This window comes from uncultured Holdemanella sp. (assembly GCF_934754935.1).
Taxonomy (GTDB): Bacteria; Bacillota_I; Bacilli_A; order Erysipelotrichales; family Erysipelotrichaceae; genus Holdemanella.
In genome coordinates, this window is record NZ_CAKVJB010000002.1 from 1 (window position 1) to 24,315 (window position 24,315).

Genomic DNA, 24,315 nt, shown 5'->3' on the forward strand with positions numbered 1-24,315 from the left:
GTCGTGCCTTCAAATAAAAATACCATCCAGACAATAGTATCTGGATGGTTCGTCATTTCTTAACTTAATGACATTGGTCGACGACTTCTTTATTTTTTTTGTTCAATTTGATATTTCGATGAATAGACACGATCTACATAACCATTAAAATCTTTACCATCCAATTCTTCCTGCGTTAAATAGGCTTTTTCTCCATATATGTTATGTGTATCAATTTCATTAGAATCATTGATGTTTGGAATACACACCATATAATAAAGGATTTCAGACGAATAATTCATAGATACAATATACACAAAACGATCACTGTTCTTCTTTTGGTTCGATTTTAAATATGCCGAATATACAATTTTCATTTTATCAAGACTTGGCGTCTTTTCTTCTTTTCCATCCAATTCATAGATTTCATCCTGATTATCCTTCACATAATCAAGTGCTGCATTTTCACCATCTTTAATCAGTGTTTTCGGAATATCTTTCAAAGAAAGATAACGATTGGCAAGCCCTTCAACGACAACATCCGCCTCAACACTTTTAGGCTTGTAATGATATTGATTCGCCAAAGCCTCATCATAGGTTGCCGTAACATGAATTGTATCTCCATTGGATAAATCTGAACTTGGACTCACCTCGTATTTAACTGAATCCAAAAAGTCCTGCATTCTTTGATTCAATTCTCCCTGCTTTGCGCTTACGACAACACTTGCATTTCCATTTTCTCCAACATAGGTATGTTGCGCATTATCCATAATATCCACTTCAACATTACGCAAAAAGAAGAAATAAGCAATCAAAACAAGAATCGTTACCATACCTAGTAGGCTGATAAAATATATGAATTTATTCTCTATCTTCTGTTTATCCATCATGAGTCTCCTAATCAAAATATTGTGCATTTTCAATCGCATTCGAAATATACAACAAGAGATCCACATCCACTTGATCTTGTATTATTTCTTTTGCATCTTGAATACACATTTCCATCATAGCTTGGTCTTTTTCAAAATCACCAAACACAAGACAAGGCATACCACTTTGTCTTATTCCTAAAATATCACCTGGCCCGCGCATATGTAAATCATAATTTGATACTTCAAAGCCATCCTTCAATTCTTCCATCTTTTTTAAGCGCTCGATTGCCTGCGGATCACTGGATGCCGACAACAAGAAACAATATCCTTGCTTATTATCACGAGCTACACGTCCTCTTAACTGATGTAATGTACTTAAGCCAAAACGATGCGCATCATAGATCACCATCACGCTCGCATTAGCTACATCGATTCCAACTTCAATAACAGTTGTAGAAACAAGAATATCTAACTCATGCTTAGAAAACCTAGCCATCGTCTCTTCCTTTTCTTGACTTGTCATTTTCCCGTGCAACAAGCCAATTCGCACATCCTTTAATGTCTTTGTCATTCCCTCGTAAATTTCAAACACATTACGCATCTTATATTCATCATTTTCTTCAATTGCAGGACACACGACATAACATTGTCTTCCTTCTTTAATAAAACTTAAAACATCTTTTAAACAAGGTGCCATACTTGCCGTTTTAAAGTATTTTGTGACAACACTCTTTCTTCCTTTAGGCATCGTATGAATCGAACTAATATCCATATCTCCATATAAGAAATGCGCATACGTTCTAGGAATCGGGGTTGCGGACATCATTAAAAAATCAACACACTTTCCTTTTTCTAACAAAGACCTTCTTTGTTTCACCCCAAAGCGCTGTTGTTCATCCGCAATCACAAGGCCTAATTTATGAAATACTACATTTTCTTGAAATAGAGCATGTGTTCCTACCACATTAAAAATCTCGCCATTTTCAAGTTTCTCTAAGATTTCTTTCTTTTCCTTAGACGGTAAACTTGAAACATATAAAGTCGCTTCAAAACCTAATTTATGCATATTCTTTACATGTTGTCTTGCCAAGATTTCAGTGGGTGCAAGTAATGCCGATTGATAGCCTGCAAGTTGATTGGCATACATACTGATTTGTGCCACAATCGTCTTACCACAACCGACATCGCCTTGAACAAGGCGAAACATCACATTTGTACTTTTTAAATCATATAGAATATCATCAATACTAGAAAGCTGATCTTTCGTTAATTCAAAAGGAAGATTTGAAATCCAATTTTTGACGGTAGAAACCGAAAAATCCTTCTTCGTTTTGATTTCTTTCTTTTCATGCATCGACTGCATAACACATTGAAAACACAAAAACTCTTCATACTTTAAAGTGCGAATGGCTGCATGCAGTTGCTTTTCATTCTCTGGAAAGTGAATCCACTTATAAGCTGTAGATATATCTAATAACTTATACTTCTCAATATATCTTTGAGGTACTCTTTGAGGCATTACATCCACATGTTTAAGCGCCTCTTTCATAATGGCTTGAATATCTGATTGTTTTAAACCTTCAATCAATGGGTATACAGGATGTAAACCTAATTGTTGATCTAAAGGTTTAAAATTATAAGTAGAAGCTAATACATTATTATTTCCTTGGTATTGACCATAAATCGTAATGGTCTTGCCAAAACCAAATTGCGATGGCCATGGACGATTAAATAAAGTAATATTTAATTCTTCATTCCATGACATCACTTTAAATTTAGTCATCGAACGATTCTTAGATAAACGAATCACTCTTGCGGCTGAACAAATCAAGCCTTGAAAAACAACATTTTCTTTTTCGTTCCACTCTGCATAAGGCAAAGTTTGCACAGTATCATAACGCAAAGGATAATATTTCAATAAATCTTCGACAGTTAAGATATTCATCTTTACTAAAAGACCTAGTCTTCGACTGGTAATTTTTAATTCGTTAATCTGCATCTAAAAGACTTCCCACATAAGAAACATAGTTTAGTTCAAGAACGCAATAGAAAAAGCCCATCAAAAAATTCACAAATAAATAAGTAAACATCGATGCAAGACTCGATTGAAAGCTTACACCTAAAAATAAATACATCATCCAAGATATCATGGGATTGCCCATATACATAGATCCAACTAAAATGCTTTGGGCATTAAAGCCTTGGGCCGCACTAAACAAACCACCTGACATTGTATCCAATACAACGATTAAGATGAGTAGTGAACAATACCAGTTCAACATCTTTTTCTGATGTTGTTTTAATGCATAAGGAATAAATTCCTTTAAATTTTTGTCATGAATCAAACCATAATAGAAAATCAACTGGAATGGTACCATCACAACTAAACAGAATGCACTCATAAGCTGTAATACTAACATTAAGCTTGTATTATTTGCGCAAACATTTACAAGATTTGAAAGAATTCCACTCACAATCAAGATATAAATACCTTGTAGTACGATTACTTTTAAAATTGCAGAAGCCGAAAAGTTCTTTGCCTTCCAGATCTTTGTACAGATGAAGTAAAAGCCTAGACTTGATAATAAGCTTAGTACAACTTCTAGACTTTGTCTTATATAGACATTCATAGTTGATGCACTCATCAACAAATATGCGATATTGTATAAAAAGCATAAAACTAAAGTGAATACGATTGTTTTATATATACTTCTAAAATGTAGTTTTGACATTAATTTTTTCATTCAAAAATCTCCTTTTTGGCTAAGATACATTTTTTCTAATCCTTTGTCGAAATACAATTTGATTCAAATGATTAGAATCACATCCACAAGCATGTATCTGTGTTATAATATTAACAAATTTATGGAGGAAATGTATATGAATTCAAAAATAAAACGAATTCTTGACTTCTCAACTGCCTTTGGGCCAAGTGGCATGGAAGATGAAGTATCTAAATTGGCCATGGAAGATGTCAAAGACATTTGTGAAGTTCATGATGACACAATGCGTAATACATATATGCACTTTAAACAAGATAAAGAACACAAGACAACCATTCTTTTGGACGCACACGCCGATGAAGTTGGTTTTATTGTACAAGCTATCAAGCCAAATGGTACAATTCGCTTTTTACCACTTGGTGGATGGGATCCAAAAAATATCGTATCAGGCGAAGTTTGGATTTTAAATGATAAGGGTGAAAAAGTATCTGGTATTGTCGCAAGTCAACCTGTTCATTTTTTATCAGAAGCAAAGCGTAATGGAAAAGTAGATTTTGATGATCTAGTTATTGATGTAGGAGCTACAAGTGCTGCAGAAGTGAAAGAAGATTTCCATATTTCTGTCGGTAACTTCATGTGTCCTGCTGTCACTTGTAAATATGATGAAGCTCATAAGATCTTCTTAGGTAAAGCTTTTGATTGTCGTATTGGATGTGCTGCCGTAATGGATGTTCTTCACCAATTAAAAGGTGTAAACCACAACATTGAAGCCACATTAACTACACAAGAAGAAGTGGGCGAAAGAGGTATGGATACGGCCATTAAAAACTTACATCCAAATATTGCGATTTGTTTTGAAGGATGCCCAAGTGATGATACTTTTGAAGCAGACTACATGATTCAATCTGCCCTTAAAAAAGGTCCAATGTTACGTTGGTTTGACCGTTCTTATATCACAAGTCCTCGTTTTATGCGCTATGCGATTGATTTAGCGCATGAAAAAAATATCCCTGTACAAGAAAGCGTAAGAAAAGGTGGAGGAACCAATGCAGGTATCACACACCGCTACAACATACCAACCATTATCATTGGTATTCCTGTTCGTTTTGCGCATGCTTCATTTGGCATTTGTTCTGAAGAAGATTATGACAATGCCGTAAAACTTGCGGTTGAAATCATTAAAAACATCAATGCCGAAACAATTCGAGGCTTCTAAATGGAAAGAATTGCTGTTGTAACAGATACAGGTTCCAATTTATCTTTTGAGCAGGCAAAAGAATTAGGTATCTATTTGCTGCCTTTACAGATCACTATTGATGAAACAACCTATCAAGATACATTAGAAATTTCAACCCAAGATATATATAACGAATTGGCTAAGGGTAAAATGCCTAAAACAAGTATGGCTGCTTACCAAAAAATCTACGACTTATTTGAAGAACTAAAAAAAGAATATGACACCGTATTTGCAGTTCCTTTGACAAATGGACTATCCACAAATGCGAGCACCATGCAAAGTATTGCACGTGAACTTGAAATGAATGTCCATGTGATTGATATATATTCAACGTGTGAACTTGAAAAACATGTTGCGATTTGGATCAAGAGATTAGTGGATGAAAATAAATCTTCACAAGAAATATTAGATATCGTTCAACCTGCCATTGATGAATCAAACTCATTGATTCTTGTTAAAAATCTTCAACATTTAAAACGCGGAGGAAGATTAACGCCCATGGCAGCAGCGCTTGCGGGTTTATTAAAGATCTATCCTATCTTACATCTTAATAAAAGTACAGAAGGTAGAATTGATGTTTTAAATAAGGTTCGTACCGAAAAAAGAGCCGATGCCTATGCGATTGATCAAATCATCGATGATATTGATATTCAACATACACATATTTATATTATTCACTCTGATTTTTTAAAGGGTGCCCAACATTTTAAAAATTGTTTTATCGAAAAGGGTGTACCCGAACAAAATATTCATATAAACTATATTAGTTCCGTAATTGCCGTACATACTGGTCTTGGTTGTATCGCAATACAATATATAAGAGAGGAAAACTAAAACATGGAAACAAAAAATATTTTAATCACAATGAAGAATGGAGATCAAATCAAAGCTGAGTTATATCCTGAGATTGCTCCTGAAACAGTTCAAAACTTTTTAAATCTAATTGAAAAGAAATTCTATAACGGATTAACTTTTCACCGTGTTATCAAAGGATTTATGATTCAGGGTGGATGCCCTATTGGAAATGGTACTGGTGGTCCAGGTTATACAATTCATGGTGAATTCGCATCTAATGGATTTAAAAACGATTTAAAACACACTCGTGGAGTTTTATCTATGGCTCGTGCTATGGATCCAAATAGTGCAGGAAGTCAATTCTTCATTATGCACCAAGATGCACCTCATTTAGATGGTGAATATGCTACGTTTGGAAAAGTTATTGAAGGTATGGAAAATGTGGATAAAATTGCGAAGACCCCTACTACATTCAATGACCGTCCTAGAAATCCTCAAGTGATTGATACAATCACACTTGTTGACTAATGACGCTGCAACAATTGCGCTACGTGATCCAGGTTGTTGAATCTGGATCTTTTAATTCCGCAGCCAAAGCCTTATTTATTTCGCAGCCATCTTTATCCAAAGCCATTCATGATCTAGAAGAAGAAATGTCCATCTGTTTATTTGTTCGTACAAACAAGGGTATTCTACTTTCTGAACAAGGAGAAAAATTTTTAGGCTATGCTAGACAAGTCATTGAACAAGCAAACTTACTTGAAGAGCAATATAAAAATACTGTTCCTGCAAGAACGGTATTTGCGATATCAAGTCAGCACTACGCTTTTGTGGTCAATGCCTTTGTTGCCTTAGTCAAAGAGTATAATCAAAGTGAATATGAATTTTCTTTAAGAGAACAAAGAACATACGATATTATTGAAGATGTAAAAAATCATCGTAGTCAATTGGGTATACTTTATCTTTCTCATTTCAATCGTGAAGTGATTCAAAGTATTTTAAAGAAAGAACATTTAACATTCACAAAACTATTTGAGGCTAGACCTCATGTCTTTGTATCTAAGACAAATCCTTTATCCAATAAAAGAACAGTGAAAATGGAAGACTTAGAAAACTATCCTCGTTTAACTTATGAACAAGGAATCAACAATTCATTCTATTTTTCAGAAGAATTACATAGTACGCAACCATCTAAAAAGAGTATTGTAGTTTGCGATCGTGCCACATTGTTCAACTTATTGATTGGACTTGACGGATATACCATTTCTTCTGGTATCTTAAGCACGGATTTAAATGGAGATAACATTGTATCCATTCCACTGGATAGTGATGAAGTCATGGAAATTGGCTATATTAGTGATGGAGTCTTATCCAATATGTCAAAAAACTATCTAAATCATTTAATTCAATATATTGAGAAGACCAAATAAAATTGGTCTTTTATTATAGCTTTTATCTATAACAGCCTAAAGAATATTTCAATTATTCTATAGTCTACAAATATGATAGACTTAATCCATACGAAAGTTGAGGAATTTTATTATGACAGTACAAAGCCCTTATAAATATGATGTAGTCGGAAGTTTTTTAAGACCTGAAAAACTTAAACAGGCTCGTAAAGATTATGAATCTAAGAAGATTTCAAAAGAAGAATTGAAGCAAGTTGAAGATGAGTGCATCACAGATTTAATTCAAAAAGAAAAGGCAGCCGGACTTCATGTCATCACAGATGGTGAATTTAGACGTGCTACATGGCACTTAGATTTCATGTGGGGATTTGATGGCGTTTCTCATACCCCAACAAAAACAGGTCTTCCCTTCCATGGTGAAGCCGCTATGATTGATGATACATATATTACTGGAAAAGTAGGTGTAAGTGGTATTCATCCTTTTGTAGAACATTTTAAATTTGTGAAACAATTTGAAGATGAAAACACCATTGCCAAACAAACCATTCCAGCTCCAGCCCAATTTTTAGAACAAATGATTCTTCCTTTTGCGATGGAAAATACGAAAAAATATTATGAAGATACAGAAGAATTAGTTCAAGATATTGCGAATGGATACAAAGTTGTGATCCAACAATTATATGATGCAGGATGTCGCTGCATTCAATTGGATGATTGTTCGTGGGGTATGTTGGTAGATGAAAAAGCACCATTATTTTTCCAAACGGATCAAGAAGGATTATTAAAGGTGCAAGAATTATTCTTGCGTATCAATAATTTGGCAATCGAAGATAAACCGGAAGATTTAGTAATCAATACGCATGTTTGTCGTGGTAATTTCCACTCTACTTATGCTTCAAGTGGTGCCTATGATGCCGTCGCAAAAACATTATTTGCGAAAGAAAATGTTCATGCCTATTTCTTAGAATTTGATGATGCTCGTTCTGGTGGATTTGAACCATTAAAAGAGGTCACACCAGATAAAAAAGTTGTACTTGGTTTGGTTACGACAAAATCTGCTAAATTAGAAGACAAGGAAATGGTAATTGCTCGTATCAAAGAAGCAAGTCAATATGTTCCATTAGAAAACCTATGTCTAAGTCCACAATGTGGTTTTGCGTCATGTGAAATTGGAAATAAATTAACAGAAGAGGAACAATGGGCTAAAGTAAAATTAGTCAAAGAAATTGCTGAAGAAGTCTGGGGTTAATTCCAGATTTCTTTTTTATTATAGTTTTTAACTATAACCACATAAAGAATATTTCAATTATTCTATAGTCTACAAATATGATAGACTTAATCCATCGAAAGTTGAGGAATTTAATTATGACAGCACAACCACCATTTAAATATGATGTAGTCGGTAGCTTTTTGCGTCCAGACTACCTTAAAAAAGCTAGAGAAGAATTTGCGAATGGAACCATTGATGCCAAACAATTAAAGGACGTTGAAGATAAAGCCATCAAAGAACTAGTCGCAAAAGAAAAAGAAGTCGGACTTCAAGCCGTTACAGATGGAGAATTCAGAAGAAGATATTGGCATTTAGATTTTCTTGCCGATCTTGAAGGTGTAGAAGAAATTAAGGCAGATCATTGGTCTGTACATTTTAAGGGGCATCAGCCTAAAGCAGCCACATTAAAGATTACAGATAAAATTGATTTTGGTAACCATCCATTTTTAGAACACTTCAAATACTTAAATAGCATTGCACAAGGTACGCTTTGTAAGATGACGATCCCATCTCCTTCTATGCTTCATTTGATTTGTTGCGTACGTAGTGAAGAATATACATCAATCAAACGTTATGAAGATATGGATGTGTTATATCATGATATTGCCTACGCTTACCAGAAGGCTATCCGTGCATTCTATGATGCTGGATGTAGATATCTACAATTGGATGATACTTCTTGGGGAGAATTCTGTGATGCCGATAAGCGAAAAGCCTATAAGGAACGAGGTCTTGATTTAGAGAAAATCGCAAAATCTTATGTAGACATGATCAATCTAGCCTTAGAGGCAAAGCCAGAAGATATGACAATCACAATGCATATTTGTCGTGGAAACTTCAGATCGACATGGTTTTCATCAGGTGGATATGAACCCGTCGCAAAAACTTTATTTGGTCAATGTAAAATAGATGGATTTTTCTTAGAATATGATTCAGAAAGATCTGGTGATTTCAGTCCTCTTCGTTTTATTCAAAATCAAAAAGTCGTTCTTGGATTGATTACTTCAAAATTTGCACAACTTGAAGATAAAGAAGAAGTAAAGAAAAGAATTCAAGAAGCTGAAAAATATGTTCCAAAAGAACAACTTTGTCTAAGCCCACAATGTGGATTCTCTTCTACGGAAGAAGGAAATATTATGAGTGAAGAGGAACAATGGGCTAAAGTAAAATTAGTCAAAGAAATTGCTGAAGAAGTTTGGAAATAGAAAAAAGTTTGGATCATTTCCAAACTTTATTTTTTTGTTTCATGAACAATTTTATCCAAGAGGATACAACTGTTAATATATATGGAATGAGACAAATATTCAAAATCACATATATAATTTCATACCATCTTAAATGAACAATGTAGAAAAAGTTTTGACATAAGATCATGGAGCCTATAAAAATCATACACATGATTGTAACTAATATTTTTCTTAAAAGGCTCATAGGTACACATACACGTATCAATACCATAAGTGCATTGACTCCGGCAAGAATTGTACACATGGTTGAATATTCACTTGGTGAAATAGGCACAAAACGACCTAAAATCGATACACCAATTACACTACATATAACGCATATAGCTCCTGGCAATGCTTTTGAGATGACGTTTTGTAGAAAGTTACCTTTCACTTTATTTCCATTTGGTTCTAGTGTTAATACAAAACTAGGTATTCCTGTTGCCAAAGCGGAAATCAAAGTTAATTGAATGGGTTTAAATGGATAATTCTTTAAAAATATCAATGTTAAAATGGATAAACCAATCGAGAAAAGTGTTTTCACTAGAAACAAAGAGGCTGTTCTTTGAATATTATTAATGACACATCGTCCTTGATACAAAATAGCAGGTAATGCATTCATTTGATCTTCCAACAAAACTAAACTGGCCACACTTTTACAAGCTTGGGAACCCGATCCCATCGCAATCGAGCAATCCGCTTCCTTTAATGCCATGACATCATTAACACCATCCCCTGTCATTGCGACAGTTTTATTTCTTTTCTTTAATGCCAAAACAAGTTCTTTCTTTTGTTCGGGAGTCACACGTCCAAAAATCGAATAGGAATCGACTACAGACTCTACATCTTTTACACTCGACATATCTATACTTTTAGATGTAAAGCCTGCTTTTCTAGCTAGAGCTTCAACTGTTTTTGGATCATCTCCTGAAATCAATTTAATGTCCACGCCTTGTTTTTTAAAGAAGTTCAATGTATCTTTGGCATCAGGTCTTAATTCATCACGCAAGCATATATAAGCTAAAACAACATCCTCTTTCATCAACACAATAACGCGCATAGCTTGAGATGTATAGGATTCGATATGTTCTTTTACTTTTGAATCTATCTCTTTGGCAATATACGAATAGGCACCTAGTTTATATTCTCCATCTTCAAATGTCACACTTGAATATTTTCTTTGACTTGAAAATGGCAGAAAAGATATGACTTTCTTGTGATTTCTTGTCTTAAAATAACTTCTTAGTGCAAGTGCTGTCGCATTTTCATCAGGTAAAGTCTGCATCATATCACCTAGAATTCCATCAATATTTTCAATTTCTTCTACATGACATACACTTAGCTTTCCTTGTGTCAGTGTGCCTGTTTTGTCTAAACAAAGTGTATCGGTTCTTGCGAGTGTTTCAATACAATAGAGTTCTTGCACGAGTACTTGTTGTTTACCAAGTTTAAATGAACTGATGGCTAAGGCAACACTCGTTAAAAAGACAAGGCCTTCAGGAATCATGCCTACAACGGCTGCTACTGTATTTAAGGTAGCTGTTGTATAGTTGGTCTTGATGAATTGTTTAATAAACAAGGCACATCCAAGTGGAATTAAAATGTATGTACACCATTTAATAATGGTATCAATCGAATCTCTTAGTTGACTTGGATATCTTTTAAAGCGTTTGGCATGTTTTAAAATCGAATAGGCATATGTATCTTGTCCTACTTTGTCTACTTTCATCAAACATTTTCCTGAAACCACAAAGCTTCCACTAAGTAATGAAGCATTTTCTTGTTTATAGATCGCATCACTTTCTCCTGTCAACATGGATTCATCACATTCAATACTTCCAGATACGATATGACCATCAAAGCTGATTTCATCCCCTGCATATAAGACGACAAGATCATTGACTTCAATATCATCCACAGCTAATTCAACTTCAACATCATTTCGAATCACATGAATCTTTGTCTGATTTAATAAAGAAAGCTTGTCTAACATTCGTTTAGAGCGTATTTCTTGAAAGAGTCCAATGAGCATATTTAAAATAACGGTAATCATAAAAAGCATGTTGCGATAAGAGCCCGTAAAAAATACAAATATAGCCAATACTACGTTGATTCCGTTAAACAAAGTAAATACGTGTTGTTTAATGATTTCTTTATAACTTTTTGATAAATTATTTGAGTTGTGCATATATCTATTGTACTATCTTTAAGCATGCAAAATAATTAAGATTTTATTAAAAATGATACGACTATAGCCGTATCATTCAATTGATTCAAGTGGAGTATTGGCAAGCGTAACAGCTTGAGCATAAGATGTAATTGCCAAGTTGGATTCTATGGCTTTTTGTAGACAGAACATCAATAGTCTTGTATCAAATGCCTGTAAATCTTTATCAAAATTGATTGCTGGATATCTTGATAGATGATCCAATAATGTATCTACATTTTCCTTTGTGTGTTTTGTAGAAATACCTGTCACAACCACATTTTCTTGTTTAATAGCCTTTAAGCCATTCAACAAAGCCACATAAGGTTTGTCAGGTCTTTGTACAAGCATCACCTTATTTTTTGGTGAAGAAGCAAGTCTTAGTGTCCATACACTTTTACAACTTACAACAATTTGTGTACAGTTTTCATCCTGCGCAAACAAATCGATTGTTTCTAATAATTTGTCATACGTATCTTCTACTTCTTTACAATCATCAAATATCAAAGCTGAATATTCCATCTTTATACCTATCCTTTCAAATCTTCAGGTAAAGTTATTTTTTTATTTGTGAAACTTGATAAAACAACCTTTACTTTTGTATCAGAAAACCATTCTACAAGTTGTGCATCATCGGTTGCCTGTACTTGTTTATTTCTTGCCAGTTCATGACATTCTTTAATCAAATCGGTTTTAAAGCATTGCGGTGTCTGTGCATGATATACAAGTTTTCTTTCTAACGATTCTTTCACGTACCCATCCACAACAATTTTTGTGGTATCCACACTTGGAACCATTAATAAACAAGCCGATTCTGTTTCTAATGTTTGTTTCAAATCCGAAATCCAATTCTTTTCAACAAAAGGTCTAGCTCCATCATGAATCATTACATAATCCTGATCAACAACTTGTAAGCCATTATATACACTATCTTGTCGTGTTTTTCCTCCTGTTACAACTTGGATTCTTGAATCATATGTATAATGTTCATTCACATAGTCCTTTTCATAATCAGCACAAACCAAAACCACTTGTTTACACTCATCATCTGATAAAAAAACAGACAGACTCTTATTTAACACAGTTTGTCCATTTTCGAAAGTATAAAATACTTTATTATAATCTAAATTCGTACGACTGCCTCTTCCAGCAGCTAAAACAATCACACTATAGTTCATGCGTCTATTATATCAAATTTTCTTAACAATTGATAAAAAAATTGGAAGATTAAACTTCCAATTCTACAACCTCTTGTTCCTTCAAAGATTTCTTCATATCAATCACTCTTTGATTTCTTGAACCACGAAACGCTAGTGTAATATCTTTTTCTTCTTCCTTAAATGGTCCATCTACTAAAACATCAAGTAATGACAACATTTCATTGGTTACTTCACAATGTTTTCTTCCTCCATCCAATAAGTCTTGATCCAAAACAAATCCAGTAAACGACCAAATATTCTTTTCCGGTAATTCTATACGAACACGACGAAGAAGTTTTACAAGTTCTCTTTGATTTTCCGGTTCAAACGGTTCTCCACCAAGTAATGTCAATCCTGAAATATGACTTGGTTTTAAAGCTTCAATAATCTCATCTTCCGTTTCCTTTGTATAAGGCTTACCATAATCAAAGTTCCATGTTTCTGGTTGGAAACAATTCTTACAATGATTTGTACATCCTGATACAAATAGTGTTACACGCACACCTTTACCATTTGCGATATCGTTCTTTTTTATATTTCCGTAGTACATTTAAATGCCTCCACATATTGTAAAGCGGTCAACCCAAAATTGAATTGACCACTTTCTTTTTTCGCTCCCACTTTTGTTTGGTAGGGTACACCGCTTTTTTCGCTCCCACTTGATTCTGGTAGGGTACACCGCTTTTTCTGATTTATATTATAACGAGAGACTTAAAAATTGTAAATATCACCAAAAACTCTCTTAACCTTTTAAAGCCAAAATTTTCGTTGCAATATCATAATCATTGTTAAATCTACTCCATACAATTGAAGATATGGACAAACAAATACATAAGTTGAAAAGACATAAGAAAAAACTACCTCGATATTCCGGCAAGAAATTAAAGTAGTTTTTTCATAACTATACATTTTCCCAAGGAGAACCCTTTATTGGATACTCTCTTTTCATTTATATTCTACCACATCAAACCGTTTTATCAACAAAAATCTATTACAAGTGTAATACTCTTTCTTTGATTTCTTGTGTTCTACCTTGGTTCCAGAATTGAGTACCAATATATCCACAAGTACGACGAGCCACATTCATTTTTTCTTGGTCACGATTACCGCAGTTTGGACATTCCCAAACTAATTTGTGGTTTTCATCTTCTACAATCTTGATCTCACCTGTATATCCACATACTTGGCAATAATCAGATTTTGTATTCAATTCCGCATACATAATATGATTATAAATATGTTTCATAATTGCCAAAACAGCTTCGATATTGTTTTCCATATTTGGAACTTCTACATAACTAATAGCTCCACCTGGAGAAAGTTTTTGGAATTGAGATTCGAATGACAATTTCGTAAATGCATCAATTTCTTCTGTAACATGAACATGATAACTATTCGTGATGTAGTTTTTATCTGTTACATGAGGAATAATTCCAAAACGTTCTTGTAGATGTTTCGAGAATTTAAATGTAGTTGACTCCATTGGAGTTCCATATAATGAGAAATCAATATTTTCTTCAGCCTTCCATTTAGCACATGCATCATTTAAATACTGCATAACTTTTAAGCCAAATGAAGTTCCTGGCTCCTCAGTATGAGGATGTCCAGTCATATAATATACACATTCGCATAATCCGGCATAGCCTAATGAAATTGTAGAGTATCCACCAAACAATAATTTATCGATTGGTTCACCTTTTTTCAAACGAGCCAATGCACCATTTTGCCATAAAATAGGCGCTACATCACTTGGTGTTCCAAGTAATCTTTCATGACGACACATCAATGCTTTTTTACATAAAGCCAATCTTTCGTCCATGATTCTCCAGAACGCTTCTTCATCCTGTTTACTTGAACAAGCAACATCTACTAAGTTCAATGTAACAACACCTTGGTTAAAACGACCATAATATTTTGGTTTTCCATTTTCATCCAAATATGTAGTTAAGAATGAACGACATCCCATGCATGGATAACAATGACCTTCACCATTCACATCCACTTTCAATTCCAACATTTTCTTTTCAGAAATATAATCCGGAACCATACGCTTAGCTGTACATCTTGCAGCTAATTCTGTTAAATACCAATACTTTGAACCTTCTTCAATATTGTTTTCTTCAAGAACATAGATCAATTTAGGGAACGCTGGCGTGATCCAAATACCCTTTTCATTTTTAACACCCTTGATTCTTTGTTTCAACATCTCCTCAATAATGATAGCCAAATCATCACGAGTCTGTCCTTCAGGCACTTCATTTAAATACATGAATACAGTTACGAAAGGAGCTTGTCCATTTGTCGTCATCAATGTGATGACCTGATATTGAATCATCTGTACACCTTTTTCGATTTCTTTACGAACACGCATCTCTGCCATTTTATTCACTGTATCTTCAGAAGAATCTAGATTTAATGATTCCAATTCCTCTTTTACTTCACGACGTGCTTTTTCTCTTGAAACCTGTACAAAAGGAGCTAAATGAGAAAGTGTAATACTTTGTCCTCCATATTGAGAGCTTGCGACTTGTGCAATAATTTGTGTTGCCACATTACATGCAGTTGAGAAACTGTGTGGTTTTTCAATCATAGTTTCAGAGATAACTGTTCCATTTTGAAGCATATCTTCCAAATTCACTAAACAACAATTGTGCATGTGTTGCGCAAAATAATCTGAATCATGGAAATGAATAATTCCTTGTTCATGAGCTTCCATAACATCTTGAGGCAACAAGAAACGTTTTGTGATATCCTTCGAAACTTCACCCGCCATATAATCACGCTGAACACTATTCACCAATGGGTTTTTATTTGAGTTTTCCTGCTTTACTTCTTCATTATTACGCTCAAGTAAAGACATGATTTGTTTATCTGTTGAATTTGCCTTACGAACCAATGCGCGCTCATAACGATATGTAATATAGTTGTGAGCCACCGCAAAACAACGATGCTCCATCAATTCACCCTCAACCATATCCTGAATTTCTTCAACATTTGGACTTCTCTTTAAGTTTTCACATTTATCGACAACACTTTGTGTAACAGTATGAATCAATTCATCTGTCATTTGATTATGTGTAGTTGCTTTATTGGCTTTTTTGATTGCATTTTCAATTTTAATCGAATCAAAAACAACTTCTTCTCCACTTCTTTTAATTACATTCATATAATTCCTCCTAAAATAGTTGAACCTTCAACTATTTCTAATGACTATCTTAAGTATACTTATATTTTTTTCTAAAACAAGACTTTACATTCCTACAAAATAATGCTTAAGCGATACATAAAGCAAACCGGTTTCTTTATTTTTTAAACTCGACTAATTTGTATAAATTTTTCATTTCCTAAACTATTTTGTGCAACCCCTCCTTTATCCATAAGATACCTCTTATACAGACACCATTTATGTCAATTATATTTTTTTAATATTTCATGTTAAATTCACATACACTTGATACAATAGAAGAAAGAAAAGGAGATCATATTATGGATTACAAAATCAAAGGGGATTCAGATTGCCCTATCGTTGAAATCAATTTACAGAATAATGAAACGGTAAAAATCGAAAGAGGCTCAATGACCTATATGTCAAACGTTATAATTGAAGGTAAAATGAACAGCAACAAGAAAGGTCTAGGTGGTGTATTAGGTGCTATCGGACGAAGCCTTACAAGTGGCGAAAGTATGTTTATTACAGAAGCTACTGGTACAAGCCATGATGGTTTGCTTGGTATTGCACCTTCTATCCCAGGAAAAATTGTATGTTTAGAAGTCAACTCACAAAATCACTACTACTTAAACAACGGTGCTTTTCTAGCATGCGATAATAGCGTGAGCTACGAAATGAAAACACAAAGCGTAGGAAAAGCCTTATTTGGTGGAACTGGCGGATTCTTCGTTATGCATACATTCGGTCAAGGAGACCTTTTAATCAATGCATACGGAGATATCATGGAAATCAATGTGGATGATGCACACCCAATAACAATCGACAATGAACACGTTATCGCATGGGATGATTCTTTAGATTATGAAATCAAGATCGCTTCTGGAACATTCGGATTTACTACTGGTGAAGGTTTAGTTAACGTATTCCACGGCAATGGAAAAGTATACATTCAATCTCGTAATCTTCATTCTCTTGCCGATGCCTTATTGCCATTCATCCCTCAAAGCAAGGACTAAAAAAGCGTGATTTTTCACGCCTTTTTATTTACAACCATCACCCTTACAATCAATACAAGATCGAACACATTTATTGCCCTTTAATTTTTTGAAACTTTCTTCACTAATTGTATGTTCCATTCGACAAGCTTCTTCTTCTGCAAGAATCGGTTCTACACCTGCATGAAGCAATTGGTTTTTAAAATAAATATGTCTTTCATAGACTTGACTAGCTTGTAATTGACCTTGCTCGGTAAAAAAGATATATCCCGTTTTATCTGTATAAATCAATTCTTTTTCTTTTAAGTCTTTTAAAGCATGTGAAACACTCGGCTTAGAAAAACCTAAAGCTGCGGCTACATCAATAGCACGAACATTGTCTTGTTGAGACTTTAATACATATATTGTTTCTAAATAATCTTCCTGAGATTGTGTTAGCTGCATTTCTATCCCTCCGGTTAGCTTAAACTTACCATAAAAGTATAACAAAATTTCACATAAGATTCAAAACTTTTGCACAAAAATTAAAGTTAATATACACTTATAAAGTATTGAAAAATAAAAGGAGAACAAAAAAATGTTTAAATGCAATAAATTATTAGGCGCATCCCTTGCAGCCGTAATGAGCGTTTCAGCTTGTGCCACAAACGTATTCGCAATCGATACATCTGTCATTGATGAAAAATGGGGTAAACCAACCGTTGTATATGGTGGTGGTTTAAGTAATGATCAAATCCAAAGTACACGCGATCTATTCGATATTGAAGATACAAATAACGTATATGAAACAAGCGTTGATGCCAATGACTTATACAACTATCTAGGAATTGCTGGTGGCGATACATCCAGCTTGATTTCAAGTGTTATGGTACAAAAACAAGATGCTGGAAAAGGTGTCAAAGTTAAGATCATCACAGAAGATAACATCACAAAAATCACATCAAACCAATATGCCAACGCCGCTATCACAGCTGGTGTTAGTGATGTTGAAATTGATGTAGCTTCTGTTTCTAAAGTAACAGGTGAATCTGCCTTAACGGGTGTTTATAAAGCTTTGGAAGCCAATGGTGAAACATTAGATTTAGATCGTACTCAAGTTGCTCAAGATGAGCTCGAAACAACGAATGAAATTGCCGAAAACAATGCAGACAATTCTAATTTTGATTCAGGGCGCTTAGATCAAGCTATGGTTGAAATCAAACAAGAACTTGCCGAAATCAAGAAAAATCAAGGTAGTGCTGCAACTGCAGAACAAGTTGAACAAGTTGTAACCGATGCTTTAAAGAAATTTAATTTAAGTGATATCATCTCTCAAGATGACATCGATAAATTGATTGAATTTGCCAAGAAATACCAAAATACTTCAGCCATCGATTCGCAAGAAGTATTAGAACAATTAAATAAATTGTCTGGTAATTTAAAAAATCAATTATCCGGCCTTATCAACAAAGCACAATCCGAAGGTTGGTTTGATAAGATCATCAACTTTATTAAAAGTCTATTTAACTAAAACAAGGAAGTCTTAAGCGACTTCCTTTTCATTTGCCATACGATAAATTTCAAGCATATCCGTTTCATCCAATTCTTTAAATTTTCCAATTGTACGCGTATGCTCAAAACTACACTTATAAGTCAATTCATACAATTCAGGCTCTGTACACTTACGTTTCAATAATTCCTGAATACTTGTAGGCATACCAATCGATTTAAAGAACTCTTCCATCTTTTCAATTGTATTTAAAGCACAAGATAATGTATCTGAATCATCCAAGCCAAACACACGATGACCTAACTTCGCAAATCGCGTTGGATTTTCCATATATACATGTTTTGCCCAACTATCCCAAATTGCCGCGAGACCTGCTCCATGAGCCACATTAAACATACCACTCAATTCATGTTCTAATTGATGACAAGCCCAATCGCCTAGAGTTCGATCTCCTGTCATGCCATTATGCGATACACTACCAGCCCACATAACCTCGCTTCGAGCCTTTTCATTTGTAGGATCCTCTAAAAGAATCTTTGCGTTTGTAATGACTGTACGAACCAAGCTTTCTGCCATTTGATCCACCAAATCCAAAGTATCATAAGGTGTAAAATATCTTTCAAACGTATGCATAATAATATCTGTACATCCACACATCGTTTGATACTTAGATACAGTATATGTTAATTCTGGATTTAAAATAGAAAATTTAAAGTACCCATATTCACTACTCAATCCACGCTTCAGATTTCCATCCTCATTTGTGATGACACTCGAATTACTCATTTCACTACCTGTTGCTGATAATGTTAAGATACATCCCATCGGCAAAGCACCCTTTACCTTTTTCTTTCTTGCATAATAATCCCAGACATTACCTTCATTATAAACACCATACGCAATGCCTTTACTTGAATCTAATACACTTCCACCACCAACAGCTAAAATGAAGTCAACGCCTTCTTCTTTACAAATTTGAATTCCCTCATTTACTTTTGAAAGTAATGGATTGGCAACTACACCACCACACAAACAATACGCAATATTTTCTTCATCCAATACTTTTTTCACTCGATCCAATAGACCCGACTTAATAGCACTTTGACCACCATAATGAATCAATACTTTCTTTGGATGAAATTCCTTTAAAATCTTTCCAACCCTTTTTTCTTCATCTTTACCAAAATACACTTTTGTAGGTGCATAAAACTTAAAATTTTCCATAATTACCCCTTTTAAATCCTTTTCATTGAAATAACTTCAACCAACAAACTAATACCTGCCACAATGAGATAGGCAGCCAAAATATAATTGATGACTAAAGCACTTTGGAAAGGCATTACCATAAAGATAATACCCAACAATAAATTGACCCAGCCTGTTAAACTTAAATAATTAGTATTGATCACTCTAAAGAAACTTAATCTAGATCCCCAAGTGATTTTTTGAATTCCATTCACCAATAAGACAAACGCAAACAAGAATGTCAACGTACTTACTGTAATCGTTACTGGCATCGTAAACAATAAACAGCCTAATAAGATATTCAAGATTCCACTTGCCAACCACATCGCATCTCTAAAGAAGAAAGTTGTTGTGATATACGAATAAATTTCACAAGCCCCCCAAACAATCAAACCAATGGCTGCGATAATTTGAATGGTTGTGAATACTTTTTCTGGAAACGCAAAACATAAAATACCAATCAGAATCAAAACTACACTTAATATTATACCTATTCTTTTAGTCTTTTTATACCTTTCATTCCATTGTCTTGTAAATTCATCAATATAATCATAATCTGAATCAAACCATTTCATACAAAACATCTCCTTTAACTGATTTCAGTATACCACCATTTTTAGCACTTTCAATGTCATAGTGCTAGACACATTTCAACATCTGTCTAATATTGTAAATTTATGTCATCAATGATACACTTTTACTTGTCGAAAAAAGGAGATTTTAAATGTTAAAAAAATACTTGATTGTGTTTTTTGTATCAATGGTACCACTGATTGAACTTCGTGGAGCCATTCCCATTGCCGCTGGAATGGGATTGCCATTTGTACAATATTATATAATTGCGATTATTGGGAATATGATTCCTGTTCCATTTATTTATTTCTTTGCAAGAAAAATATTAGTTTGGGGAGCTGATAAACCCGTTATTGGAAACTTTTTTACTTGGTGTTTAGAAAAAGGTGAAAAAGGCGGAAAGAAACTACAAGAAACAGCCGGAAAAGGATTATTTGTTGCCCTACTATTATTTGTAGGTATCCCATTACCAGGAACAGGCGCTTGGACCGGAACTCTTGCCGCAAGTATCTTAGACATGGATTTCAAATCAAGCGTATTCGCTGTTATGTTAGGTGTCATTCTTGCAGGTATTATTATGGCTTTGGCAAGCATGGGCTTATTTGGCGCACTTGGAGCACTATTCTAATAGTGCTTTTTTCTTTTACCCAAAAGAAAAAGGTTTGAAAAAAATCAAACCCTACTTAAACATATTGTGTCTAAAAAAGTATACAGTCGCAATCACGCATGCCAAAACAGCTACAAAGCTTGGGAACCACACAAACGGAAATGGCAGCTGCACATTCATTCCGTAGAAACCAAAAATAATATTTGGGATTGCCATGACGATTGTGATTACCGTTAATTTATTCATGACAATATTCATATTGTTAGAAATGATACTTGCGAATGTATCCATAGTTCCTGCCATTGTATTTGAATAAATATTACACATCTCAATGGCCTGATGAATTTCAATCATGACGTCTTCTAACAAATCCTCATCTTCTTCATACAATTGAATTTGTTTTCCACGCATAATTTTATTTAAAGTCACTTCATCCGATTTTAATGAAGTTGAAAAATATACCAATGATTTTTCTAAGCCTAACATTTCAATCAATTCATCATTTTCTACCGATTGATGTAAACGCGTCTCTGTACGACTTGATAAACGATCGATTTGGCGTAGACAAATTAAGAATCTTTGTGAAATACGCAAAGCTAAAAGTAAGAAGAATCGAGTTTTTAACCGCGTATCCATACCTTTGATTCTTCCTTGCGACATTTCTAAAATACTCCAGTTTTCATACAAACTAATTGTGACTACATAGCCTTTTAAGATCACAATACCAATTGGCAATGTAGAATAGGTTGAATCAATCGAATCATCATCTTCATTTTCCGCACTTGGATAGTCAAAAATAATCAACAACTGTCTAAAATCATCATCATAATCCATATGCGAACTTTCTTCTTCATCCAGTGAAGATTTGACAAATTCAGGTAAAACACCAATTTGTTCAATCAAATAATTTCTTTCTTCTTCCGTAGGTGCAACCGCATTGATCCAACAGCCTGGTTCTGGTTCTTGGATTTTACGTGTTCCATCTTCAAATGTTTTATAAAACTCTAACACAATTTGTCCTCCTTATATCTTAAACGAAGACAAATTTCATGCCTCCGAACATATATTCTTTTCTATAATTAAAATAACTCGGGTCTGGAGACATGTTTCCACCTACTTTCTACCACAAAACATTGTATCATATTCATGTCAATTTCTTGTAAATTTTCACAAAAAAAATGACCAGTAAAAACTAGTCATAAGGTTTGTATTCCACTGTTTCCTTGTCGAAATCAATAAATAATTGGAATGCGTTACGATTTTCATCTTCATCCCAGATTTCAACAAACTTAGGTGTCACTTCAATTAAAATTTCTGTATCTACATGTGAATATGCATTGTAGCTTTGCCACAAGAATTCTTTATATTTCTTTTCAAAAATACGACCTGGTTCATCAATCACTAAACCTAAATTTTTAGCTGTACCTTCAACTTGTACACCATTAAAGCACATAGCTACTCTGTCATTTTTAAATAATTGTTGCGTCTTTCTAAAATTTTTGTCTGTCTTAAAATAAATTTTGTCGTTGTAGAAAACACAACTTACATTTCTTACCATAGGATAATCATCTACACAGCTAGCCAAAGCCATGATTTTATAATCTCCTAATTTTTCATCCATAATTTTTTTTGCTTCTAAAAGTTCCATTTTTATCCTAGCCTTTCATTACTAATATTAAAACAACAATTGACACAATAATAAATGCACTCACAATCCCAACATCTTTTGTAAGAGTTTCATTTGTGTTTGATTGAGGAACAAATTGTGTATTTCTCAATGCGTTTACAAGTGGTTTATAAATCAACATCGCACATGCGGCATTCAATGCACACTTAATAATATTGAATGGAACAATACCTGGAAGTAACATGCCAACGACTGCACTTCTTGGCATTTGATAATAAATTGGAGTAATAATATAGTTCCATAAAGTCATACTCAACGTACAACATACTGTTCCTAGTACCAAACCTACAATAGCTCCTTTTTTAGAATGTTTATATTTGTAGATGCAAGCTGCAACACATGCGAATGTACAAGTTGAAATTACATTCATTAAAACATCTAATAAGTTTCCTCCACGGAATACAATTTCTAAAAATGAACACAATACACTCATAATAAATGATGTCATAGGACCATAGATAAATCCTGCGATCACAATAATGATATCTTTTGGATCATAGCTTAGAAAAGATACGGCGGGTACAATTGGAAATTGTATCAATAAATTTAAAACCATTGCCATCGCACTTAAAATTGCGATTGTTGTTAGTTTCTTTGTTGAACTCATAAATCATCAATCCCTTCATATATCAACTAAAAAACGTGCCTAAAGAAAATCCTCTAGGCGCGTTTAAATATACAAAAGAATATATAAAAACATCTTCTTCCATCCAGACTATACTGTCGCCACTGGAATTTCACCAGTTCCTGCAAAATGCTCGCGGGGTTTACCGCCGATAGGGAATTTCACCCAACCCTGAAGATTTAATTTATGCAAAATCAGTATACACTTATTTAGCGTAAAAAAAAAGAGCAAATTATTTGCTCTTTATGGTTTCTTAAATCATAAGCCATGTTCTGTTCCACTTACGTGGTGACAGTCATTTATCTATAGCATAATGCTATCCAGCCTTCCTTTCGTTTCATTCCAGCCGGTTCCCCTACCAAATTTGGGTTTCTCGCTTGTGGGGTTTACCCGTTCCACCCTATACGTTTCCATATAGATTCGTCTCTGTGGCACTTTTAAAGTTTGTTTACATAGTTTCCCTTAGCAAACAAAACAGCCGTCAAGTAAAAACTTGCCTAGACTTATTGATTCATCTAGCACAAACACTACAATCATCACAGATTGTGCGAGCATGGACTTTCCTCTAACTATCTAAGTAGCCAGCGACTGTCGATTTAATACCTATTCTTCACTTTGATTGAATACAGCTTTTTCCAAACGTGCAATACGTTTTAAGATATCCACTGTGTTGCTGCTTCCATTCACAAAATCAGAATTTACTTTTTCATTTAAGTTTTCATTCTCACTTTGTAGTGCAAACAACTGTTGCTGCAACTCTTTAATTTTTTCTTCATAGCGAGTCACTGCAGCACCTAATTCTTCTACTTTTTCATCGTATTTCTGATAGTCTTCAATGACCATATCTAGAAATTCATCTACTTCAGCCGGGGCATATCCCTTCAAGTCTACATGAAATTCTTTTTCATAAATTTCTTGAGCTGTCAAATTCATATCTGTTGCCATATATATAAGTCCCCCTATATCTACCTAAATATTATGAAGGTTTTAACAGAAAAAATCAACTCTG

24 protein-coding genes, 1 other RNA gene and 1 riboswitch are annotated in these 24,315 nt (G+C 34.1%); of the genes, 9 read left to right on the forward strand and 16 right to left on the reverse strand.

The genetic code is table 11. From position 1 onward, the window contains the following. Positions 1-89 precede the first annotated feature (89 nt). The 3 genes from Q0E86_RS00655 to Q0E86_RS00665 are packed head-to-tail and all read right to left on the reverse strand — an operon-like array spanning position 90 to position 3,595. Entirely contained in the window at positions 90-866 is a 777-nt protein-coding gene (locus tag Q0E86_RS00655; RefSeq protein WP_295754063.1) for a hypothetical protein, read from the reverse strand. Positions 867-876: 10 nt separating this feature from the next. Continuing rightward, positions 877-2,850: an ATP-dependent DNA helicase RecG gene (gene recG, locus Q0E86_RS00660; RefSeq protein ID WP_295754064.1), complete on the reverse strand. Its 1,974-nt coding sequence runs from the start codon at positions 2,848-2,850 to the stop codon at positions 877-879. Next, positions 2,840-3,595, reverse strand: a complete 756-nt coding sequence (locus Q0E86_RS00665; protein ID WP_295754065.1) for a hypothetical protein — start codon at positions 3,593-3,595, stop codon at positions 2,840-2,842. The genes recG and Q0E86_RS00665 overlap by 11 nt, the downstream gene beginning before the upstream one ends. Before the next feature lie 136 nt (positions 3,596-3,731). Between Q0E86_RS00665 and Q0E86_RS00670 the strand changes: the two genes are divergently transcribed. The 6 genes from Q0E86_RS00670 to Q0E86_RS00695 all read left to right on the forward strand — a co-directional run bounded on the left by Q0E86_RS00670 (position 3,732) and on the right by Q0E86_RS00695 (position 9,490). Continuing rightward, positions 3,732-4,790 carry a M42 family metallopeptidase gene (locus Q0E86_RS00670; protein WP_295754066.1) on the forward strand — a complete coding sequence of 353 codons (1,059 nt, stop codon included), beginning with the start codon at positions 3,732-3,734 and terminating at the stop codon, positions 4,788-4,790. Then, entirely contained in the window at positions 4,791-5,645 is an 855-nt protein-coding gene (locus Q0E86_RS00675) for a DegV family protein (RefSeq protein ID WP_295754067.1), read from the forward strand. A gap of 3 nt (positions 5,646-5,648) precedes the next feature. Further along, complete coding sequence (locus Q0E86_RS00680; RefSeq protein ID WP_295754068.1) at positions 5,649-6,134, forward strand: peptidylprolyl isomerase; 486 nt, start codon at positions 5,649-5,651, stop codon at positions 6,132-6,134. Further along, entirely contained in the window at positions 6,134-7,036 is a 903-nt protein-coding gene (locus tag Q0E86_RS00685; RefSeq protein WP_295754069.1) for a LysR family transcriptional regulator, read from the forward strand. Before Q0E86_RS00680 ends, Q0E86_RS00685 begins: the two co-directional genes overlap by 1 nt. 112 nt (positions 7,037-7,148) lie before the next feature. Further along, complete coding sequence (locus tag Q0E86_RS00690; RefSeq protein WP_295754070.1) at positions 7,149-8,264, forward strand: 5-methyltetrahydropteroyltriglutamate--homocysteine S-methyltransferase; 1,116 nt, start codon at positions 7,149-7,151, stop codon at positions 8,262-8,264. A 116-nt stretch (positions 8,265-8,380) separates the two neighbouring features. Next, positions 8,381-9,490: a 5-methyltetrahydropteroyltriglutamate--homocysteine S-methyltransferase gene (locus Q0E86_RS00695; protein ID WP_295754071.1), complete on the forward strand. Its 1,110-nt coding sequence runs from the start codon at positions 8,381-8,383 to the stop codon at positions 9,488-9,490. 13 nt (positions 9,491-9,503) lie between these two features. Here the strand turns inward: Q0E86_RS00695 and Q0E86_RS00700 are convergent, their stop codons facing one another. The 5 genes from Q0E86_RS00700 to nrdD form a co-directional block, all read right to left on the reverse strand. Beyond that, entirely contained in the window at positions 9,504-11,699 is a 2,196-nt protein-coding gene (locus Q0E86_RS00700; RefSeq protein WP_295754072.1) for an HAD-IC family P-type ATPase, read from the reverse strand. 72 nt (positions 11,700-11,771) lie between these two features. Then, on the reverse strand, positions 11,772-12,239 hold the full coding sequence (locus tag Q0E86_RS00705; protein ID WP_295754073.1) for a hypothetical protein: 468 nt from the start codon (positions 12,237-12,239) through the stop codon (positions 11,772-11,774). A gap of 8 nt (positions 12,240-12,247) precedes the next feature. After that, a complete protein-coding gene (gene ispD, locus Q0E86_RS00710) occupies positions 12,248-12,895 on the reverse strand; it encodes a 2-C-methyl-D-erythritol 4-phosphate cytidylyltransferase (protein WP_295754074.1) in 648 nt (215 codons plus the stop codon). A 49-nt stretch (positions 12,896-12,944) separates the two neighbouring features. Continuing rightward, on the reverse strand, positions 12,945-13,466 hold the full coding sequence (nrdG, locus tag Q0E86_RS00715; RefSeq protein ID WP_295754075.1) for an anaerobic ribonucleoside-triphosphate reductase activating protein: 522 nt from the start codon (positions 13,464-13,466) through the stop codon (positions 12,945-12,947). Between the two features lie 441 nt (positions 13,467-13,907). Beyond that, positions 13,908-16,082 carry an anaerobic ribonucleoside-triphosphate reductase gene (nrdD, locus tag Q0E86_RS00720; protein ID WP_295754076.1) on the reverse strand — a complete coding sequence of 725 codons (2,175 nt, stop codon included), beginning with the start codon at positions 16,080-16,082 and terminating at the stop codon, positions 13,908-13,910. A gap of 320 nt (positions 16,083-16,402) precedes the next feature. Between nrdD and Q0E86_RS00725 the strand changes: the two genes are divergently transcribed. Further along, positions 16,403-17,101, forward strand: a complete 699-nt coding sequence (locus Q0E86_RS00725; RefSeq protein ID WP_295754077.1) for a TIGR00266 family protein — start codon at positions 16,403-16,405, stop codon at positions 17,099-17,101. 24 nt (positions 17,102-17,125) lie between these two features. Here the strand turns inward: Q0E86_RS00725 and Q0E86_RS00730 are convergent, their stop codons facing one another. Continuing rightward, positions 17,126-17,524: a metal-dependent transcriptional regulator gene (locus Q0E86_RS00730; protein WP_295754078.1), complete on the reverse strand. Its 399-nt coding sequence runs from the start codon at positions 17,522-17,524 to the stop codon at positions 17,126-17,128. 133 nt (positions 17,525-17,657) lie between these two features. Here Q0E86_RS00730 and Q0E86_RS00735 point away from each other — a divergent pair, with 133 nt between their 5' ends. Further along, on the forward strand, positions 17,658-18,590 hold the full coding sequence (locus tag Q0E86_RS00735; RefSeq protein WP_288536743.1) for a DUF1002 domain-containing protein: 933 nt from the start codon (positions 17,658-17,660) through the stop codon (positions 18,588-18,590). Between the two features lie 12 nt (positions 18,591-18,602). Here Q0E86_RS00735 and Q0E86_RS00740 read toward each other — a convergent pair whose 3' ends face one another. Beyond that, complete coding sequence (locus Q0E86_RS00740; protein WP_295754079.1) at positions 18,603-19,793, reverse strand: iron-containing alcohol dehydrogenase; 1,191 nt, start codon at positions 19,791-19,793, stop codon at positions 18,603-18,605. A gap of 11 nt (positions 19,794-19,804) precedes the next feature. Then, complete coding sequence (locus tag Q0E86_RS00745) at positions 19,805-20,389, reverse strand: HdeD family acid-resistance protein (RefSeq protein ID WP_295754080.1); 585 nt, start codon at positions 20,387-20,389, stop codon at positions 19,805-19,807. Between the two features lie 149 nt (positions 20,390-20,538). Here Q0E86_RS00745 and Q0E86_RS00750 point away from each other — a divergent pair, with 149 nt between their 5' ends. Then, positions 20,539-21,015, forward strand: a complete 477-nt coding sequence (locus Q0E86_RS00750; RefSeq protein ID WP_288536739.1) for a small multi-drug export protein — start codon at positions 20,539-20,541, stop codon at positions 21,013-21,015. Between the two features lie 51 nt (positions 21,016-21,066). On the opposite strand, the gene Q0E86_RS00755 is transcribed toward Q0E86_RS00750, so the two are convergent. The 5 genes from Q0E86_RS00755 to gpsB all read right to left on the reverse strand — a co-directional run bounded on the left by Q0E86_RS00755 (position 21,067) and on the right by gpsB (position 24,251). Continuing rightward, entirely contained in the window at positions 21,067-22,005 is a 939-nt protein-coding gene (locus tag Q0E86_RS00755; RefSeq protein WP_288518648.1) for a magnesium transporter CorA family protein, read from the reverse strand. Between the two features lie 181 nt (positions 22,006-22,186). Continuing rightward, the gene (locus tag Q0E86_RS00760) at positions 22,187-22,642 is read right to left on the reverse strand and encodes a pyridoxamine 5'-phosphate oxidase family protein (RefSeq protein ID WP_288518649.1); all 456 of its coding nucleotides are present in this window, start codon (positions 22,640-22,642) and stop codon (positions 22,187-22,189) included. 7 nt (positions 22,643-22,649) lie between these two features. Further along, on the reverse strand, positions 22,650-23,288 hold the full coding sequence (locus Q0E86_RS00765) for an ECF transporter S component (protein ID WP_288536738.1): 639 nt from the start codon (positions 23,286-23,288) through the stop codon (positions 22,650-22,652). 87 nt (positions 23,289-23,375) lie between these two features. Continuing rightward, a riboswitch (FMN riboswitch) is annotated at positions 23,376-23,489 on the reverse strand. Between the two features lie 73 nt (positions 23,490-23,562). Further along, an RNA gene (gene rnpB / locus Q0E86_RS00770) (RNase P RNA component class B) lies at positions 23,563-23,906 on the reverse strand. A gap of 3 nt (positions 23,907-23,909) precedes the next feature. Further along, positions 23,910-24,251, reverse strand: a complete 342-nt coding sequence (gpsB, locus tag Q0E86_RS00775) for a cell division regulator GpsB (protein ID WP_003864481.1) — start codon at positions 24,249-24,251, stop codon at positions 23,910-23,912. Between the last annotated feature and the right edge of the window lie 64 nt (positions 24,252-24,315).

Excerpts from the sequence above, each read along its gene's own strand:
- Q0E86_RS00740 (WP_295754079.1), bottom strand. The coding sequence starts at position 19,793 with ATGGAAAATTTTAAGTTTTATGCACCTACAAAAGTGTATTTTGGTAAA.
- Q0E86_RS00670 (WP_295754066.1), top strand. The coding sequence starts at position 3,732 with ATGAATTCAAAAATAAAACGAATTCTTGACTTCTCAACTGCCTTTGGG.
- Q0E86_RS00695 (WP_295754071.1), top strand. The coding sequence starts at position 8,381 with ATGACAGCACAACCACCATTTAAATATGATGTAGTCGGTAGCTTTTTG.
- gpsB (WP_003864481.1), bottom strand. The coding sequence starts at position 24,251 with ATGGCAACAGATATGAATTTGACAGCTCAAGAAATTTATGAAAAAGAA.
- nrdG (WP_295754075.1), bottom strand. The coding sequence starts at position 13,466 with ATGTACTACGGAAATATAAAAAAGAACGATATCGCAAATGGTAAAGGT.
- Q0E86_RS00750 (WP_288536739.1), top strand. The coding sequence starts at position 20,539 with ATGTTAAAAAAATACTTGATTGTGTTTTTTGTATCAATGGTACCACTG.
- Q0E86_RS00725 (WP_295754077.1), top strand. The coding sequence starts at position 16,403 with ATGGATTACAAAATCAAAGGGGATTCAGATTGCCCTATCGTTGAAATC.
- ispD (WP_295754074.1), bottom strand. The coding sequence starts at position 12,895 with ATGAACTATAGTGTGATTGTTTTAGCTGCTGGAAGAGGCAGTCGTACG.
- recG (WP_295754064.1), bottom strand. The coding sequence starts at position 2,850 with ATGCAGATTAACGAATTAAAAATTACCAGTCGAAGACTAGGTCTTTTA.
- Q0E86_RS00680 (WP_295754068.1), top strand. The coding sequence starts at position 5,649 with ATGGAAACAAAAAATATTTTAATCACAATGAAGAATGGAGATCAAATC.
- Q0E86_RS00675 (WP_295754067.1), top strand. The coding sequence starts at position 4,791 with ATGGAAAGAATTGCTGTTGTAACAGATACAGGTTCCAATTTATCTTTT.
- Q0E86_RS00705 (WP_295754073.1), bottom strand. The coding sequence starts at position 12,239 with ATGGAATATTCAGCTTTGATATTTGATGATTGTAAAGAAGTAGAAGAT.
- Q0E86_RS00690 (WP_295754070.1), top strand. The coding sequence starts at position 7,149 with ATGACAGTACAAAGCCCTTATAAATATGATGTAGTCGGAAGTTTTTTA.
- Q0E86_RS00765 (WP_288536738.1), bottom strand. The coding sequence starts at position 23,288 with ATGAGTTCAACAAAGAAACTAACAACAATCGCAATTTTAAGTGCGATG.
- Q0E86_RS00760 (WP_288518649.1), bottom strand. The coding sequence starts at position 22,642 with ATGGAACTTTTAGAAGCAAAAAAAATTATGGATGAAAAATTAGGAGAT.
- Q0E86_RS00700 (WP_295754072.1), bottom strand. The coding sequence starts at position 11,699 with ATGCACAACTCAAATAATTTATCAAAAAGTTATAAAGAAATCATTAAA.
- Q0E86_RS00730 (WP_295754078.1), bottom strand. The coding sequence starts at position 17,524 with ATGCAGCTAACACAATCTCAGGAAGATTATTTAGAAACAATATATGTA.
- Q0E86_RS00745 (WP_295754080.1), bottom strand. The coding sequence starts at position 20,389 with ATGAAATGGTTTGATTCAGATTATGATTATATTGATGAATTTACAAGA.
- Q0E86_RS00665 (WP_295754065.1), bottom strand. The coding sequence starts at position 3,595 with ATGAAAAAATTAATGTCAAAACTACATTTTAGAAGTATATATAAAACA.
- nrdD (WP_295754076.1), bottom strand. The coding sequence starts at position 16,082 with ATGAATGTAATTAAAAGAAGTGGAGAAGAAGTTGTTTTTGATTCGATT.
- Q0E86_RS00685 (WP_295754069.1), top strand. The coding sequence starts at position 6,134 with ATGACGCTGCAACAATTGCGCTACGTGATCCAGGTTGTTGAATCTGGA.
- Q0E86_RS00655 (WP_295754063.1), bottom strand. The coding sequence starts at position 866 with ATGGATAAACAGAAGATAGAGAATAAATTCATATATTTTATCAGCCTA.
- Q0E86_RS00735 (WP_288536743.1), top strand. The coding sequence starts at position 17,658 with ATGTTTAAATGCAATAAATTATTAGGCGCATCCCTTGCAGCCGTAATG.